Raw genomic sequence first — 16,682 nt, forward strand, 5'->3', positions numbered from 1 at the left:
CGTCATGTCTCCCGCGGCAGGCCTTTCGGCATGTTCGGCTCAGAGGCCGTCTTTCTCCAGGTGATCGAGATCCACTGCCTCACCCGAATGCGCGCCGAGCTTGTCGCGGATATCGTTGAACATGGCGTCGTATTCCTGATGGTTGCGCATGATCGGGCTGACATTGGGCGGCAAGCCCTGCTTGGTCACGGCCTTGGCGACCAGGCTGGCAAAGTTGAAGGCCGTATCGCGGTGCATGTCGAATTCTTCGGTGAAGACCTTGCCGGCGATGTCGCCGACCACCTTGAAATGCATCAGCTGGCCTTCGGCCGGATCGTTGCGCACTTCGTAGAACACATCCATGGTGCCGTCGGGCATGCCCGGCAAACCGGTAAACGAGCGATGCAGATGACCTGGTTCGAACATGGGGAAGCTCTCCACTTGATTGGCGTATCGATTATTCGCGTATTGCCGAGCATCATCGAATTTCAACTGGCCGTCCAGCTGCCCGGAGACCTGCAGCGCTGACGCGGATCAATGCAACTGCGGCTTGCCGCTGCGTTCCTGAATCACCACCCAGGGCGCGACCACCACCGCCCACAATTCCGGATCGCGCTGCAGCCAGTCTTCCGCGCGCGGCGTGGCGACCACCGCCAGCTGGCTGCCGGCTAGCCAGGCAGCTACCTGGCTGCGGTCGTCCTGGGCGACCGCTTCGGCCACCGCGACCAGATCCAGCTCGGCGGCTACCCACAACAGCGCCCCGCGGGCGAAAAATGGCTGCAATTCCTGCCAGCGGATGCGCGCAGTTTCACCCAGCAGCTTGAGGTACAAAGGGCTTGGTTGTGTGGTCATGACGGTCACCGGATCCGAGGCGGCGCCATGATACCGCCGGCAAAATTCCAGGCAAGCAGCCATGCGAGCCGTTTTTCTGTACATTCATGTCGCTCAGGCGACAGATTGAGGCGCAGCCGGGAATTTACGTCTTTTCAAGCAGTAAAACGGCACACTAAACTGCAACGTGAAATTGCCGCGGCCAAAAACCGAAGGCCAAGAAGAACAACCAACAGCAGAGTGGAGCACCATGAATACATCAACCAGAAAGCTATCCGTACTGTTTACCGCCATCGCCCTGGCCAGTCTGGCCGGCTGCTCCGACAAGGACGACAAGACTGCAACTGCTCCGGCGGCTCCGGCAGCCAGCGAAACCGCGGCAGCCCCTGCTGCAACCGCGGATGCCTCGTCCAAAGTGATCAAGATTGCCCTGGCCGGCCCGAAAACCGGTCCGGTTGCCCAGTATGGCGACATGCAGTTCATCGGTGCCGAAATGGCCATCGAACAGATCAACAAGGCTGGTGGTGTCGACGGCATGCTGCTGGAAAGCGTGGTCTACGATGACGCCTGCGATCCGAAACAAGCCGTGGCCGTGGCCAACAAGGTGGTCAATGACAACGTCGACTACGTGGTCGGCCATCTGTGCTCCAGCTCCACCCAGCCGGCGTCGGACATTTATGAAGACGAAGGCATCCTGATGATCACCGCGGCCTCCACCAGCCCGGACATCACCGCCCGCGGCCACAAGCTGACCTTCCGCACCATCGGCCTGGACAGCCTGCAGGGCCCGACCGCCGGCAACTTCATCGCCGACCATGTCAAGCCGAAGACTGTCGCCGTGATCCATGACAAGCAGCAGTACGGCGAAGGCATTGCTACTGCGGTCAAGTCCACCTTGGAAGGCAAAGGCGTTAACGTGGCCGTCTTCGAAGGCATCAACGCCGGCGACAAGGACTTCTCCGCCCTGGTGGCCAAGCTCAAGCAGGCCAATGTCGACTTCGTCTACTACGGCGGCTACCACCCGGAACTCGGCCTGATCCTGCGTCAGTCCGCTGAAAAAGGCCTGAAGGCCAAGTTCATGGGTCCGGAAGGCGTGGGCAACAAGGAAATTTCCGCCATTGCCGGCCCGGCCTCCGAAGGCCTGCTGGTCACCCTGCCGAAGTCGTTTGACCAGGATCCGAAGAACCAGGCACTGGTTGCCGCCTTCAAGGCCAAGCAGCAGGATCCGAGCGGTCCGTTCGTGTTCCCGGCCTACGCCGCCGTTCAGGTGATCGCCGAGTCGATCGACAAGGCCGACAGCACCGACACCGCCAAGGTTGCCGCGACCCTGCGCGCCAACAGCTTCGACACCCCGACCGGCACCCTGGCCTTCGATGACAAGGGCGATCTGAAAGACTTCAGCTTCGTTGTCTACGAATGGCACCAGGACGGCTCCAAGACCGAAGCCAAGTAAGCCTCCGCAGTACCCAAAGCCCACTGCAACCGCAGTGGGCTTTGTTTATCCGAAAGTCACCCCTGTTTCAGAACATCCGCCACGCCCGCCGGGCGTGATGTTCCAGGAGTAAGGCAATGCCCGATCTTTTTCACTACCTGCAGCAACTGGTCAACGGTCTTACCGTGGGCAGTACCTATGCGCTGATTGCCATTGGCTACACCATGGTGTACGGCATCATCGGCATGATCAACTTCGCCCATGGCGAGGTCTACATGATCGGTTCCTACGTGGCCTTCATCGCCGTCACCGGCCTGGCCATGTTCGGCATCGACAGCCTGCCGCTGATCATCGGCGCGGCCTTCGTCGCCAGCATCATCGTCACCAGTGCCTACGGGTTCAGCATCGAACGGATCGCCTATCGCCCGCTGCGCGGCAGCAACCGGCTGATCCCGCTGATCTCGGCGATCGGCATGTCGATCTTTTTGCAGAATGAAGTGTTGCTGGCCCAGGACTCCAAGGACAAGGCCATCCCCAACCTGATTCCGGGGAATATCGTATTCGGCGAAAGCACCATGAATGGCGTGGTGATTTCCTATATGCAGATCCTGATCTTCGTCGTCACCTTCCTGGTCATGCTCGGCCTGACCCTGTTCATCTCGCGTTCACGCCTGGGCCGCGCCTGCCGCGCCTGCGCCGAGGACATCAAGATGGCCAACCTGCTGGGCATCAACACCAACAACATCATCGCCCTGACCTTCGTCATCGGCGCCGCGCTGGCCGCCATCGCCGCCGTGCTGCTGGGCATGCAATACGGCGTGATCAACCCCAACCTGGGCTTCCTCGCCGGGATCAAGGCCTTCACTGCGGCGGTGCTCGGCGGTATCGGCAGCATCCCCGGGGCAATGCTCGGCGGACTGGTGCTTGGCGTCGCCGAAGCATTCGGCGCCGACATCTTCGGTGACCAGTACAAGGACGTGGTGGCCTTCACCCTGCTGGTGCTGGTGCTGCTGTTCCGTCCGACCGGTATCCTCGGCCGCCCGGAGGTGGAAAAGGTATGAACGCCACTACCCTCAAGACCGCCTTCTTCAGCGCCCTGCTGGTACTGGCCGTGGCCTACCCGGTGCTCGGCCTGAAACTGACCACCGAAGGCATCGCGCTGCAAGTCCACGGCGCCAGCCCGGCCATGCTCTGGAGCATTGCCGGCGCGGCCGTGCTGATGTTCGTCTGGCAACTGCTGCGCAGCCGGCTGGACAGCCTCTGGGGCAAACTGCCGGAGCTGCCGAAAGTACCCGGCGCTGCCAGCAACTTCCTCACCCTGCCGTCAACCCAGCGCTGGATCATTCTCGGCCTGGTCATGCTCGGCCTGGTCTGGCCGTTCTTTGCCAGCCGCGGCTCGGTGGACATCGCCACGCTGATCCTGATCTACGTGATGCTCGGCCTCGGCCTGAACATCGTGGTCGGCCTGGCCGGCCTGCTCGACCTCGGCTATGTCGGCTTCTACGCGGTCGGGGCCTACACCTACGCCCTGCTCTCGCACTACTACGGCCTGGGTTTCTGGACCTGCCTGCCGATCGCCGGGCTGATGGCGGCGTTCTTCGGGTTCATCCTCGGCTTCCCGGTACTGCGCCTGCGCGGTGACTACCTGGCCATCGTTACCCTCGGCTTCGGCGAGATCATCCGCATCCTCCTGCGCAACATGACCTGGCTGACCGGCGGCCCCAACGGCATCAGCAACATCGACAAGCCAACGCTGTTCGGCCTGAGTTTCGAGCGCACCGCCGCCGAAGGCATGCAGACCTTCCACGAATACTTCGGCATTGCCTACAACGGCATCAACAAGGTGATCTTCCTCTACCTGGTTGCCCTGCTGCTGGCGCTGCTGGCGCTGTTCGTGATCAACCGCCTGCTGCGCATGCCGATCGGCCGCGCCTGGGAAGCCCTGCGCGAAGACGAGATCGCCTGCCGTGCGCTGGGCATGAACCCGACCGTGATCAAGCTCTCGGCCTTTACCCTGGGCGCCACCTTCGCCGGTTTCGCCGGCAGCTTCTTTGCCGCCCGCCAGGGCCTGGTCACCCCCGAGTCGTTCACCTTCATCGAGTCGGCGATCATCCTCGCCATCGTCGTGCTCGGCGGCATGGGCTCGCAACTGGGCATCATCCTCGCGGCGGTAGTGATGATCCTGTTGCCCGAACTGATGCGCGACTTCAGCGAGTACCGCATGCTGATGTTCGGCGCGCTGATGGTGCTGATGATGATCTGGCGTCCGCAGGGCCTGTTGCCCATGCAGCGTCCCCATCTGGAGTTGCAGCCATGAGCCGCCCGATTCTCGAAGTCAGCGGCCTGAGCATGCGCTTTGGCGGCCTGCTGGCGGTCAACGGTGTCGCCCTGAAGGTGCAGCCAAAGCAGGTGGTATCGATGATCGGCCCCAACGGTGCCGGCAAGACCACTGTGTTCAACTGCCTGACCGGCTTCTACGAGCCCACCGATGGCGTGATCCTGCTCAATGACGAGCCGATCCAGAACCTGCCGGGGCACAGGATTGCCCGCAAGGGCGTGGTCCGCACCTTCCAGAACGTCCGCCTGTTCAAGGAAATGACTGCGGTGGAGAACCTGCTGGTGGCCCAGCATCGCCACCTCAATACCAACTTCCTCGCCGGCCTGTTCAAGACCCCGGGGTTCCGCCGCAGCGAGCGCACGGCCATGGAGTTTGCCGCGCACTGGCTGGAGCAGGTCAACCTCACCGAGTTCGCCAACCGGCCGGCCGGCACCCTCGCCTACGGCCAGCAGCGCCGCCTGGAAATCGCCCGCTGCATGATGACCCGCCCGCGCCTGCTGATGCTCGACGAACCGGCCGCCGGACTGAACCCGCGCGAAACCGAAGACCTCAAGGCGCTGATCGGCATGCTGCGCGACAAGCACGACGTTACCGTGCTGCTGATCGAACACGACATGAAGCTGGTGATGAGCATTTCCGACTACATCTACGTGATCAACCAGGGCACGCCCCTGGCTGACGGCACGCCCGAGCAGATCCGCAGCAACCCGGATGTGATCAAAGCCTATCTGGGAGAAGCCTGATGCTGCGTTTCGACAATGTCTCCACCTTCTACGGCAAGATCCAGGCCCTGCACCACGTCAGTATCGAGGTGCAACAGGGTGAGATCGTGACCCTCATCGGCGCCAACGGCGCCGGCAAGTCAACCCTGTTGATGACCCTCTGCGGCTCGCCCCGCGCCAGCAGCGGCAGCATCCGCTACATGGGCGAGGAACTGGTCGGCCTCGACACCCCGGAGATCATGCGCAAGAGCATCGCGGTGGTCCCCGAAGGCCGCCGGGTGTTCGCCCGCCTGACCGTGGAGGAGAACCTCGCCATGGGCGGCTTCTTCACCGGGAAGGGCGATTACCAGGAACAGATGGACAAGGTCCTGCACCTGTTCCCGCGCCTCAGGGAGCGCTTCGCCCAGCGCGCCGGCACCATGTCCGGCGGCGAGCAGCAGATGCTCGCGATCGGCCGCGCGCTGATGAGCAAGCCGCGCCTGCTGCTGCTCGACGAGCCCTCGCTGGGCCTGGCGCCGATCATCATCCAGCAGATCTTCGACATCATCGAACAGCTGCGCCGCGACGGCGTGACCGTGTTCCTCGTCGAGCAGAACGCCAACCAGGCCCTGCGCCTGGCCGACCGTGCCTATGTACTGGAGAACGGCCACATCGTCATGCAGGGCAGTGGCGCCGAACTGCTGGTCGACCCGAAAGTGCGCGACGCCTACCTGGGTGGCTGAACCGGGCCTTCCGCTAATCCGTGTAGGTATCTACACCCCATGGGCATGAGCATTCTGGAAGGATGAGCGCGTTGAACACACCTGGCCACAGGCGCCCCCGGGTCTGCCATATAGTCCCGGCAGCCGCCGGAGCTCGCTGGATGATGGAGCAACTTCGCGGCCTGCGGGACCAGCATGGCTGGGATGTGACTGCAGTCGTCAGCGCTGGGCAGGGCAGCTTGATCGACATGCTGCGCAAGGAAGGCATTGCCTACCATGTCGAACCAGGTTTTGTCCTCGATGGCGTCGCCTCGACGCTGCGCATGTTTGGCGTGGTCCTGCGCCTGATGCGCTTTTTCCGCAAGCACAGATTCGATGTGGTGCAATCCCATTTGCTGTTCGCCACGCTTCCCGCCCGCTTTGCGGCCTGGCTGGCAGTTACTCCCGTGCGTTTGACGATGTATCCCTCGCCCTACCACCTGGATGCCCCGATAACGCAGTGGATGGATCGCTTCAACTGGTGGATGGACAGCGGGCTGATTGCCTCCTGCCAGTACACCCGCACGCGCTTGCAGGAACTGGGCGTCAGCCCGGGGCGCATCGCGCTGATCTACTATGGAGCCGACGAAAGCAAGTATGCTCCCGATCAGGTTATCCCCATTGATGTCACGGCCGAGTTCGGCTGGCCGGCTTCCACCCCGGTGATCGTCAAAGTTGCCTACTTCTACCCCAGGCAGCCGACTGGCGCCTGGACACCGGCTGCGGTGCATGACAAGAACCTCAAGGCTTTCGAGGATCTGATCGGGGCCATGCCGCTCATACACAAGACCTGTCCCGACGCCCGGCTGTTGCTGGTTGGTTCCGCCTGGGGGGCCGCCGGACAAGCCTACCTGGAAGAACTGCAGGCGCAGGTCCGCCTACTGCAACTCGAGCAGCACGTGGTCTTCACCGGTTTCAGGCACGATGTCAATTCGATCCTCAAACGTGCAAATGTTGCCGTCCAGGCTTCCATTTACGAGAACTCCGGCGGCGTGATCGAGTCGCTGATCATGGCCCGCCCGACCGTGGCCACAGCCGTGGGCGGCATGATCGACTGCGTGCTGGATGGCAAGACCGGGGTACTGGTGCGGCCGTCGGATCCGGCAGACATGGCCCGCGGCATCAGCAGCTTGCTTGCCGATCCGGCTTGGGCGGCAAAACTCGGCGAAAACGGGCGACAGTGGATGCTGGAGAATTTCTGCCTGGGCAAGTGCTGCGCCGATCTCGACCAGCTGTATCGCCGCTTGCTGGTGCAGAGTCAGCGTGGCGCCTACAACCCGCTGGTGTCCGCGCTGCGCTGCCTGATAGGCCTGCCCTTGCTGTGCAGCTTGATTTTCCAGATTGCCTTCCGGGATTTCTATCTCCCGGCGCACTGGCCAACGCAGCGGCTGAAAATAAAGAACCTGCTGGTGCTGCCTCTGGTGGCCGACCTCTATTTCCGACGCCGGTTTTGGCCCTCCTCGCTACATTACCCATCGGCAGATCAGGTGGCGACAATCCCGCCGAGCATCCTCTGGGCCAATCGCAAGATTACTGCCCAGTACAGGCTCCAGCAGTGGATGGCGGCGTACCGTCCAGAGCCACAAGCAAATACTGGCGACCAGGCTTGCCGAACTGAATTGCGAAAAATAGCGCCCGCTGATGTCCGCAACCCGGCAACCTGCATGCCGAACCTTCCAGCCAGTGATCTGCCGCCACCCGGGTATTCTCCCCAGCACAGCATCCGGCGGGCCAGCCACCGGGTAACGGCACGCCTGCAACTGCATGCGCGGATCTACCAGAACCAGTTCTCCTGTTTTTTGACGCGGTGCATCATACGAGTCCGCCTGCTCCCGCCCATTCAACACATTCGCCGCAAACTGCGGGATAAATAAGCGGGCAGCAGGCGTTGCTGTCGCACAACTCCCGGCCAACTGCGGTTATTTCCGCCGCCGGAATCGTCTTCTGAAACCTGAACCAGAGCTCCCATGCCAACCGACATAACCCATTCACGCCGGATAAAGCCGATGAACGCCAGCCAGGCAGCACTTGCCTGGCGCGACCTGGTAGAAAGCCTGAATATGTACTGGTTCTGGATGATGCTGGGCTGGCACGACATCAAGGAGCATTACCGCGGCTCGATTCTGGGCCCACTCTGGCTCACCGTCACGACAGTCATCTTCGTGGGAGGACTGGGTCCGCTGTATGCCAAGCTGTTCTCGCTCAGCCTTGCCGAATACCTGCCCGGCATGGCGATCGGCCTGACCATCTGGCTATTCATCAACAGCACCGTCAACGAGTGCTGCAGTGCATTCATTGCATCGGCCCAGACGATCAAGCAAATCAGGCTGCCGCGGCTGGCACTGCTGCTTCGGGTGATCTGGAAGAATCTGTTAACCCAGGCGCATGTGATGCCCGTGTATATCGGCGTCCTGTTGTTCTATCGGGTTCCCAGCGCAGCCGAAGCCGCCATCGCAGCCCTGGGATTCATCATCGTCTGCCTCAACCTGATCTGGATAGGTTTGCTGGTCGCCATTCTCTGCGCCCGCTACAGGGACATCGCGCCACTGGTGAGCTCAATCATGCAAATCAGTTTCTTTGTTACGCCAATCATCTGGAGCGACAACCTGCAAGCCATGAACAGCATGATCATCAATCTGAATCCCTTTGCGGCGTTCATCGAGATCGTTCGCGCACCGTTGCTTGGTGAGCAGATACCCGTGCCGTTGCTGGCGTTGGCGTTGAGCTGTCTCTGTGGCGGTTATGCCCTGGCGGCGGCGCTGTTCATTCGCTGCCGCAAGCAAATTGTTTACTGGGTCTAAGTCATGGCCAGAATCGTTCTCGACCAGGTTTCGCTGTTGTTTCCCATCCTTCACCTGGACCACTGGTCATTCAAGAAATCGCTCCTCTCGACCGCAACGGGAGGCACGATCATGCGCACCAGCCACAAGATACCAACGGTTGTGGCTCTGGATAAGATTTCCGGACACTTTACGGCAGGAGACCGCGTCGGTCTTATCGGTGCCAATGGTGCGGGCAAATCCACCTTGCTGCGAATCATCGCCGGAATCTACGAACCATCGGAGGGCAGCGTCGAGGTATCCGGGACTATCCTGCCGATTCTCGACATTGGCGTCGGTTTCAATCCGAACATGACGGGGCGCGAAAATATCCGTATGCAAGGCATGTACCTCGGCTACCGGCCGGCAGCGATGGAGCGCGTTGCTGGTGAAATTGAGGAATTCACCGAACTTGGCAACTATCTTGACCTACCTGTCCGCACCTATTCAGCCGGCATGCAGATGCGCCTTTCCCTGGGTGTCGCAACAGCCATGCGCCCCGATATCCTGCTCATGGACGAATGGCTGCTGGCCGGAGATGCTGCCTTCCTGTCGAAGGCCCGCGAGCGCCTGGAAAAGTTCGTGGCGAATGCCTCGATACTGTTTATTGCCTCGCACTCCGAGTCGATCATTCGGCAATGGTGCAACAAGGCCATTTATCTCAAAGGCGGGAAAATTGCATGTTGCGGTACTGTCGACGAGGCAATGGATGCCTACCAGCATGACGTACTGCATCAGGTCTGACTCAGATCGGCGACGCTGGCTATGCGCGGCCAAGCCACTTGCGCAGACGGCGGCGGATTCCAAAATTCGTCGGGTGCCTGCCGATAAAGGCATATACCCGGTAAAGCAGTGTTCGCAGGGGCTGAATCCAGGCTTTCAGCTGCCAGGGCCGCAACCCCAGATCCCACTTGCGCAACAGATACGCGTCAAACAGGCAGTAGCGCAGGACGATTATCAGGCACAAGGCGCCACCCAGCATCAGTCGGTAGACTGTGACCAGCGGACGATAACCTGCCGGCGCCTGAGCAATCTTGCTTGCGTACAACTCGGCTAGGCGCTCCACCGTGTGCCGCAGAGTAAAACCCGCCAGCATTCTTTGCCGTCCGGCAATGCCGATCGCGCGGGCGGCCTCGGGGTCCTGCAACAGCCGCATGACGCCCTCTGCAAGCGACCTGGGGTTTGCAGGCTCTACCAGGACACCGGTTTGCCCATCCACTACGCTGTCCACCATGCCGCCCACCCGGGTCGCAACAGTGGGGCACGCCATCAGCAGGGACTCGATGGTCCCGCCCAGATTTTCGCTAAGGGAACACTGGACCGCCACATCCAGACCGCGCAGCACGGCCGAGATATCGGTACGAAACCCGGCGAACACCACGCTCTGGTCAAGGCCAAGCTTCAGGACAAGGGCTTGCATCTTTTCCAGATACTCGCGGCCACCCTGCTCCCAGCCAGAGCCGACAAACAGCACCTTGGCCTGCGGATATCTTTCCAGGATCAGCGGCAAGGCCCGCACAAGGTCTTCCTGACTTTTTACCGAACGGCCCTGAACCTGCCGCGGGATCCAGCGATTAACCGGAAGCTCCGGGTAAAAGTACGCAATCATGCCGATCAGGCGGGTTTCCGCGCCCCAACCATATTCGGCACGCAGATCCGCCGGGGACACGGCATCGGGATTGAACCTGGTCTCATCCGGACCGTAGTAGATCACGCTCAAGCGCTCCGGCGGCACGCCCATCTGCTGATAAAGTGAGCGCGTGAACTCACAGGAAGCAATGATTGTAGTGTCCAGCCACTGCGTATATCGGTCGATCCAGCGGGGCGTATCGGCTTCCAGGTGAAATGGACCGGCAATCATCGACAACCGAACCGGAACGTCCGAGAACCAGGCCGCGATACGGCCAATCACCATCGAGTGAAACAGGTGCGTCTGGACCACATCAAAGCGTTCGCGCTTGAGCAAGCGCACCAACTGCACGACCTTGCGGGGTAGCGATAGCAGGTCTGCATTCGAAGTGAAGTCGAAGTTCGAGGCAAAAACCGTGATACCGGCTGCCCGGAAGCGATCGACAAGCTCCCCCTCTAGACCATTCAGGATGACCGCCACTTCATAGCCATGCCGATCGCGCAGATCGCGCAACTGCTCGAATACCCACTTGGCGCCCTCTGTCGTGGCGGCGATGTGGCATACCTTGGGGGCGGTGGCCTGAACTGGTTTTCTCATCTTGGCTATTGGATGCGCTAAGAGGGCTGTTGTGCAAGCAACCGGAGCAGCAGCGGCTGTCTGCAACTGCATGAGCCTATGCAGCTCCCGGCTCCTCGTATAGAGTCGAATCGATAAAAACCGGCTCACACTATAACGTTAGGCTATACGGACGATTGCTGGCCATGAAAGTTGCAATTCTGGGCGCCGGCGGACACGCAAAAGTGATTTGCGACGCCATCGATGCAATCGGGGAACATACAATCATTGGCCTGTTCGATGACAACCCCGAGCTATGGGGCAGCACGCTATTGGGCTGTCATCCTGTTCTCGGCGTCATTGACGCCTGGCCACAGCATGCTCCCGAAGCAGTGGTTATCGGCGTGGGAGACAATACGCTGCGTAAAATGCTTTTCGAGCGACTGAAGGCCGCCAATGCGAAAATCCTCTCGGTCGTCCATCCGAAAGCAACGCTCGGACAGGATGTAAGTCTTGGCGAAGGTACCGTCATTTTTGCCCATGCGGTCGTCAACTGCGGCAGTGTGGTTGGCGCCAATGTCATCCTGAACACGTCCAGCACTGTGGATCATGATTGCCGCATAGGTGCGCATGCACACCTTGCCGGCGGTGTCACCGTGGCCGGTGGCGTCCGCATCGGTGAAGGGGTTTTCCTTGGAACAGCCGCCACGGTCATTCCAAATCTGACGATAGGCGACTGGGCGATCGTCGGTGCCGGCTCCGTTGTTGTTGGCGACATCAGAGAACAAGCAACCGTGGTCGGTGTACCCGCGAGACCCATCCGAGGAAAGACGATTGATAGCTAAGATTCCGATGTCCGCCCCAGATATAAACGATCAGGATATTGCACTGGTCGTTCAGGCCCTGAAAAGCGGGCAATTGAGCATGGGCCCCTTCGTCGAACAGTTCGAGCAGAAGTTTTCCGCCTACATCGGCGCCCGGCATGCCATTGCAGTGTCCAGCGGTACCGCCGGACTGCACCTGTGCATGCACGCCGCCAATCTCCGCCCCGGAGATGAAGTCATCACTTCGCCATTCAGTTTTGTTGCCTCGGCAAACTGCATCCTTTACGAGGGGGCAAAACCGGTCTTCGTGGACATAGATGAGGCCACCTTCGGCGTAGACCCGTCACTGGTGGCCAATGCCATCAACCAGAATACCCGCGCGATTCTGCCTATTCATGTTTTTGGCCAGCCCTGCGCCATGGATGAACTGCTGACGCTGGCGAGCAAGCATGAACTGCTGGTTTTCGAAGATGCCTGCGAGGCGGTCGGTGCGGAATACCGCGGCCGCAAAGTAGGCAGTTTTGGCAAGGCCAATGTATTCGCGTTCTATCCCAACAAGCAGATGACCACTGGAGAAGGCGGCATCATCCTCACCGATGATGATGAATGGGCAGAAAAATTCCGCAGCCTGAGGAACCAGGGGCGCAGCAAGATGGGCGCATGGCTCCATCATGAAGTGCTTGGATTCAACTACCGCATGAGCGAATTGAGTGCGGCTTTGGGCTGCTCACAAATTTCGCGCATCGATGAATTGCTGGACAAGCGGCAAAATGCCGCCAACCACTACCAACAGCGGCTCGCGGGCATTCCTGGGGTTCGGTTGTTACAACCTACTCCCGCTACAACCCGCATGAGCTGGTTTGTCATGCTTATAAGATTGGATCCGGACATTTGCCGCGACAGCGTGATGCAGCACATGCAAGCGGCGGGTATTCCTACACGGACCTACTTCTCGCCTATCCACCTGCAACCCTTCTTCCGCGAAAAATTCGGTTATCAGGAGGGCGACTTTCCTGTTACCGAATCCGTCGCCAAAGGCACCCTTGCCCTGCCGTTTTTCTCCAGTATGGCTGTTGGCGATATCGACTATGTAGCGGATTGCCTCAAGGTCGCGATAGCGCGCTGAGCCTGCTGGAAACCATTTTAGCGCGTCGGCCCGACAGTCTCCGGACTCCTGATTGTCCGACGACCAGTAAGGTTTGATTAGGCTCTGTACCCGTTACGTGTTGGGTGCAAAACCTAAGGTGCCACCCTGCACAACAGGGCCTACGACAGGTAACTGGAACATAGCCTTTGATTACCCAACCAGATGGTTGCTGATGAAGTCAGAGCTCGATCATTCACCAGCGCACTCAGCGTTCAAACCCTTGCCACCGGTGAATATTTCCAGCCTCGACAGCACAGTTCAATGTGCCCGCAAGACTGCAGCCCAGGCATTGGGCGCGGAGGCAGCCGATGCTGGATTCCTGTTTGTCGTGGGGCACGGGACTGCCCCCGAACTGATCGACACGCTCAAGGCGGCGACCCGCGCATATTTTTTCCGGAGCCCCGAGCAGAAAATGCGCGACGCCTACCTCGGTGGTTGAGCCAGACGGCCCGGCCATTGGGCGAAGCTCGACCCGCCCCGGTTACTCGACGCTGAACTATGCAGCAGTCTCCGTCTGCAGTCCTGATTGACCCCAGGGCTGCCAGCAACACAGGACCGGCTGGCAACGCAGGCGCAGGCGCCAGCAGCTATGCTTTTGGAAGATGGAATACGGTTGTTGGCCTGCCCCCACCTGCCAAAAGGCCACTTGTGCGAGCCAACCCGTAACGCGTACTGAGCCTGTTGAGTCCAGCCGCCTTTATCGGCTGAAACACAGCCAATTGGTCAACCCGGGAGGCACCATCATGCGCAAGCACTCATTGAACAGGATGCTGGCCGCTGCCCTGACGGTACTGCATCTGCTGTTTGTCCTGACGGTTCCGGCCGCCAATGCCAGCCTGCTGGGGACTGCCGAAATCCTTGCCGAGCAACAGCAACAGCAACAAAAGCCGCTCGACCGGCAACAGTTGCAGGCGATGCTCGATCACCAGGGTGTGCAGAAAAAGCTGACGGAGCTCGGCGTCGATCGCGCGCAGGTAGCCCAGCGGATCAACAGCCTGACCCCGGCGGAACTGGCGCAGTTCAACCAGCAACTGGATGAGGCGCCAGCCGGGGGCATCATCGGCATCATCGTGCTGTTTCTGGTGGTCTTCATCATCACCGACATGCTCTGCGCCACCGATATTTTCAGCTTCGTCAAATGCATCAACCGCTGAGACACCGGCGGCTTTTGCCCCTCGCGTGGCTACTGTTGCTGGCTGCCTGCGCGCGCGCTCCGCTGTTACCCCCGCAGAGCGCGTTGCTGCCGGCCACGGTGGAGCTGACGGAAGTGCCGTTTTTCGCCCAGAGTGAATACCAGTGCGGGCCGGCGGCGTTGGCGAGCATGCTCACGCAGCGCGGTGTCGAGACCTCGCCAACCTTGATCAAGGAGCAGGTTTACCTTCCCGGGCGCGAAGGCAGCCTGCAGGTCGAACTGGTTGCCGCCGCCCGCGCCCATGAGCTGCTGGTCTACCCCGTGTCGCCGCGCCTGGAGGCGGTGCTGCAGCAGGTGGCTGCGGGCAATCCGGTGCTGGTGCTGCAGAATCTGGCGTTCGCCTGGTATCCACGCTGGCACTTTGCCGTGGTGGTCGGCTATGACCGCCGTCAGGGCAGCCTGGTGCTGCGCTCGGGCACCAGCAAGCGCTGGCTGACCGACTTCGCCAGCTTCGACGCCACCTGGGCCCGCAGTGGGCGCTGGGCCGTTGTAACACTGCCGGCCGATCGATTGCCGGCCGCTGCACAGTTCCTGCCCTGGCTGAAGGCGGCCAGCGACCTGGAGGAAACTGGCCATCTGCTGGCGGCCCGGCAGGCTTACCTGACCGCCACCCGGCGCTGGCCGGAGCAAGCCATGGGCTGGTTTGCCCTGGCCAACAATCGCTATGCCAGCGGGGATCGCCCAGGTGCCGAGCAGGCGCTGCGCGTCAGCCTGGAGCACGCCCCCGGCTTTGCCGCAGGCTGGTTCAACCTGTCGCAAGTACTGGCCGAGCAGGGCTGCGCGACGACCGCCAGAAGCGCCGGAATCTGCGCCCAGCGGCTGGCGCCGAGCGACAAGCGTTTTACCCCGGCACCGCGCCAACTGCACCCCCAGCCTCAGCCGGTTGCCAGCGAGTGCTTGCCGCTGCCGCCCTGCCCGCCGGCGGACAGCCACGCTGCCGCGACGCCTTGACTGGACCGGCCCAGCGGCAGCGTTTCCACTGCGCGGCCGGCAACCAGTGCCGTTGGGCGCACCGTTCCCGCGGGAGATCGTTCGAGCCCATGCTGTGCAGCACCAGCTGCCAGCGCTGCTCGCATGCCCCCCGCCTCACCTGGCGCCAGCGAATTAACGCGCACCAGCAGGCACAGAACACTCTAAAATAGCCGCCTCTCCTCTTCCCGCTGCCTTGTCAGCCACTGCACGAGGCCATTGCATGTCTTTCAATTCCCCGTCTGCCAGCCGCGTGAACGATGCGCGCCAACAGTTTCTGGCGCAGCTGGAAACCTGCATTGCGCAGAACACCCTGGTCAAGCTGGTGCTGTCCAAATACCGCGGTGCGGAAGTCGACCTGCAGCGCGTGGTGGCACGCCTGGTCACGGTGAAGGGCAAGCCCTGCGTGTCGTTCGTCCACCGCTACAAGACCCGCGACATCACCAGCAACCTGCCGCCCGCTGAGGCGCTCAGCAGCATTGCCGGCTGGCTGCCAGGCACCTTCAAGAGCGCCCACCTGCTGTCGCTCACCGACGAATTGCAACTGACCTTCAGCAAGAAGGACAAGCCGCAGCTGTTTGCCGGCAACGCGTTGCCGCGCGAGGCCCCCGCAGCCGGGCATGACCGCGAGAAGAAGCGCTTTCTCGAGCTGACCCGGCCGTTTCTCACCGACCTCGGCGTGACCAACAGCCAGCACCAGCTGATTCCGGCCATGGCGCGCAAGTGGAAGCAGATCAACAAGTTCATCGAGGTGTTTTCCCACGCCCTGCAGGAGTCGCCACTGGACCTCGGCCAGCCGTTGCATGCGGCCGATTTCGGCTCCGGCAAGGGCTACCTGACCTTCGCCATGCACGACTACCTGCGCAACAGCCTGGGCCTGGAAGCCTGGGTCACCGGCGTGGAACTGCGCCAGGAAATGGTCGACCTGTGCAACGCCGCCGCGGCGAAGCTGCCGCAGCCGGGCCTGCTGTTTCGCCATGGCGATGTACGCAGCTACAGCCCCGGGCAGATCGACATCATGATTGCCCTGCATGCCTGTGACGTAGCGACCGACTACGCCATTCACCTGGGGATCCGCAGCAAGGCGGCGATCATCATGTGCTCGCCCTGCTGCCACAAGCAGATTCGCCCGCAGATGCACACGCCACAGATGCTCAGGCCGATGCTGCAGTACGGCGTGCACCTGGGCCAGGAAGCCGAGATGGTCACCGACAGCCTGCGCGCGCTGTTGCTGGAAGCCTGCGGCTACAGTACCAAGGTGTTCGAGTTCGTCTCGCTGGAGCACACCAACAAGAACAAGATGATCCTGGCGGTGAGGCGCGCGGAAGCCGTTGATCCAGCCGAACTGCTGGCCAAGATCGAGGCTATCAAGGCGTTCTACGGGATCCGCGAACAGTGCCTGGAAACGCTGCTCAAGGCTGACGGGCGGATCTGAGCGCCAGCCTGCCCTTGCCTGATGCAGGCATGTCGCCCGGCGAGTGCCACGTCCGCTGGCTAACCCGGT

Annotated in this window: 17 protein-coding genes; 14 read left to right on the top strand and 3 right to left on the bottom strand. The window is 61.3% G+C overall.

Annotated elements, in window-relative coordinates:
• Window positions 1–39 precede the first annotated feature (39 nt).
• Window positions 40–405, bottom strand: coding sequence for a DUF5064 family protein (locus tag ISX93_RS04440; protein ID WP_195777498.1), 366 nt, complete (start codon window positions 403–405; stop codon window positions 40–42).
• Window positions 406–513: 108 nt separating this feature from the next.
• Window positions 514–831, bottom strand: a complete 318-nt coding sequence (locus tag ISX93_RS04445) for a DUF2288 domain-containing protein (RefSeq protein ID WP_195777499.1) — start codon at window positions 829–831, stop codon at window positions 514–516.
• A gap of 229 nt (window positions 832–1,060) precedes the next feature.
• Between ISX93_RS04445 and ISX93_RS04450 the strand changes: the two genes are divergently transcribed.
• The 8 genes from ISX93_RS04450 (at window position 1,061) to ISX93_RS04485 (ending at window position 9,605) form a co-directional block, all read left to right on the top strand.
• Window positions 1,061–2,263, top strand: coding sequence for a branched-chain amino acid ABC transporter substrate-binding protein (locus ISX93_RS04450; RefSeq protein ID WP_195777500.1), 1,203 nt, complete (start codon window positions 1,061–1,063; stop codon window positions 2,261–2,263).
• Window positions 2,264–2,379: 116 nt separating this feature from the next.
• On the top strand, window positions 2,380–3,303 hold the full coding sequence (gene livH, locus ISX93_RS04455) for a high-affinity branched-chain amino acid ABC transporter permease LivH (protein ID WP_195777501.1): 924 nt from the start codon (window positions 2,380–2,382) through the stop codon (window positions 3,301–3,303).
• Window positions 3,300–4,559 (top strand): high-affinity branched-chain amino acid ABC transporter permease LivM, encoded by a 1,260-nt coding sequence (locus tag ISX93_RS04460; protein ID WP_195777502.1) that lies wholly within the window; start codon window positions 3,300–3,302, stop codon window positions 4,557–4,559. The genes livH and ISX93_RS04460 overlap by 4 nt, the downstream gene beginning before the upstream one ends.
• Entirely contained in the window at window positions 4,556–5,323 is a 768-nt protein-coding gene (livG, locus tag ISX93_RS04465) for a high-affinity branched-chain amino acid ABC transporter ATP-binding protein LivG (RefSeq protein WP_195777503.1), read from the top strand. Before ISX93_RS04460 ends, livG begins: the two co-directional genes overlap by 4 nt.
• Window positions 5,323–6,024 carry an ABC transporter ATP-binding protein gene (locus tag ISX93_RS04470; protein ID WP_195777504.1) on the top strand — a complete coding sequence of 234 codons (702 nt, stop codon included), beginning with the start codon at window positions 5,323–5,325 and terminating at the stop codon, window positions 6,022–6,024. The genes livG and ISX93_RS04470 overlap by 1 nt, the downstream gene beginning before the upstream one ends.
• 143 nt (window positions 6,025–6,167) lie before the next feature.
• Window positions 6,168–7,916, top strand: a complete 1,749-nt coding sequence (locus ISX93_RS04475) for a glycosyltransferase family 4 protein (protein ID WP_229732061.1) — start codon at window positions 6,168–6,170, stop codon at window positions 7,914–7,916.
• Between the two features lie 132 nt (window positions 7,917–8,048).
• On the top strand, window positions 8,049–8,843 hold the full coding sequence (locus ISX93_RS04480) for an ABC transporter permease (protein WP_195777506.1): 795 nt from the start codon (window positions 8,049–8,051) through the stop codon (window positions 8,841–8,843).
• A gap of 3 nt (window positions 8,844–8,846) precedes the next feature.
• Window positions 8,847–9,605: an ABC transporter ATP-binding protein gene (locus ISX93_RS04485; RefSeq protein ID WP_195777507.1), complete on the top strand. Its 759-nt coding sequence runs from the start codon at window positions 8,847–8,849 to the stop codon at window positions 9,603–9,605.
• A gap of 19 nt (window positions 9,606–9,624) precedes the next feature.
• Here ISX93_RS04485 and ISX93_RS04490 read toward each other — a convergent pair whose 3' ends face one another.
• Window positions 9,625–11,160 carry a glycosyltransferase gene (locus ISX93_RS04490; RefSeq protein ID WP_195777508.1) on the bottom strand — a complete coding sequence of 512 codons (1,536 nt, stop codon included), beginning with the start codon at window positions 11,158–11,160 and terminating at the stop codon, window positions 9,625–9,627.
• Between the two features lie 92 nt (window positions 11,161–11,252).
• Between ISX93_RS04490 and ISX93_RS04495 the strand changes: the two genes are divergently transcribed.
• The 6 genes from ISX93_RS04495 to ISX93_RS04520 all read left to right on the top strand — a co-directional run bounded on the left by ISX93_RS04495 (window position 11,253) and on the right by ISX93_RS04520 (window position 16,613).
• Entirely contained in the window at window positions 11,253–11,891 is a 639-nt protein-coding gene (locus tag ISX93_RS04495) for an acetyltransferase (protein ID WP_195777509.1), read from the top strand.
• Entirely contained in the window at window positions 11,881–12,996 is a 1,116-nt protein-coding gene (locus tag ISX93_RS04500) for a DegT/DnrJ/EryC1/StrS family aminotransferase (protein ID WP_219840987.1), read from the top strand. The genes ISX93_RS04495 and ISX93_RS04500 overlap by 11 nt, the downstream gene beginning before the upstream one ends.
• A gap of 193 nt (window positions 12,997–13,189) precedes the next feature.
• On the top strand, window positions 13,190–13,456 hold the full coding sequence (locus tag ISX93_RS04505) for a 2-oxoglutarate and iron-dependent oxygenase domain-containing protein (RefSeq protein WP_195777510.1): 267 nt from the start codon (window positions 13,190–13,192) through the stop codon (window positions 13,454–13,456).
• A 304-nt stretch (window positions 13,457–13,760) separates the two neighbouring features.
• Entirely contained in the window at window positions 13,761–14,171 is a 411-nt protein-coding gene (locus ISX93_RS04510) for a PA2779 family protein (RefSeq protein ID WP_195777511.1), read from the top strand.
• Window positions 14,156–15,160, top strand: a complete 1,005-nt coding sequence (locus ISX93_RS04515; protein WP_195777512.1) for a PA2778 family cysteine peptidase — start codon at window positions 14,156–14,158, stop codon at window positions 15,158–15,160. Before ISX93_RS04510 ends, ISX93_RS04515 begins: the two co-directional genes overlap by 16 nt.
• A 241-nt stretch (window positions 15,161–15,401) precedes the next feature.
• The gene (locus tag ISX93_RS04520; RefSeq protein ID WP_195777513.1) at window positions 15,402–16,613 is read left to right on the top strand and encodes a class I SAM-dependent methyltransferase; all 1,212 of its coding nucleotides are present in this window, start codon (window positions 15,402–15,404) and stop codon (window positions 16,611–16,613) included.
• The last annotated feature ends 69 nt before the right edge of the window (window positions 16,614–16,682 follow it).

The organism is Pseudomonas sp. N040 (genome assembly GCF_015637705.1).
Lineage (GTDB): Bacteria > Pseudomonadota > Gammaproteobacteria > Pseudomonadales > Pseudomonadaceae > Aquipseudomonas.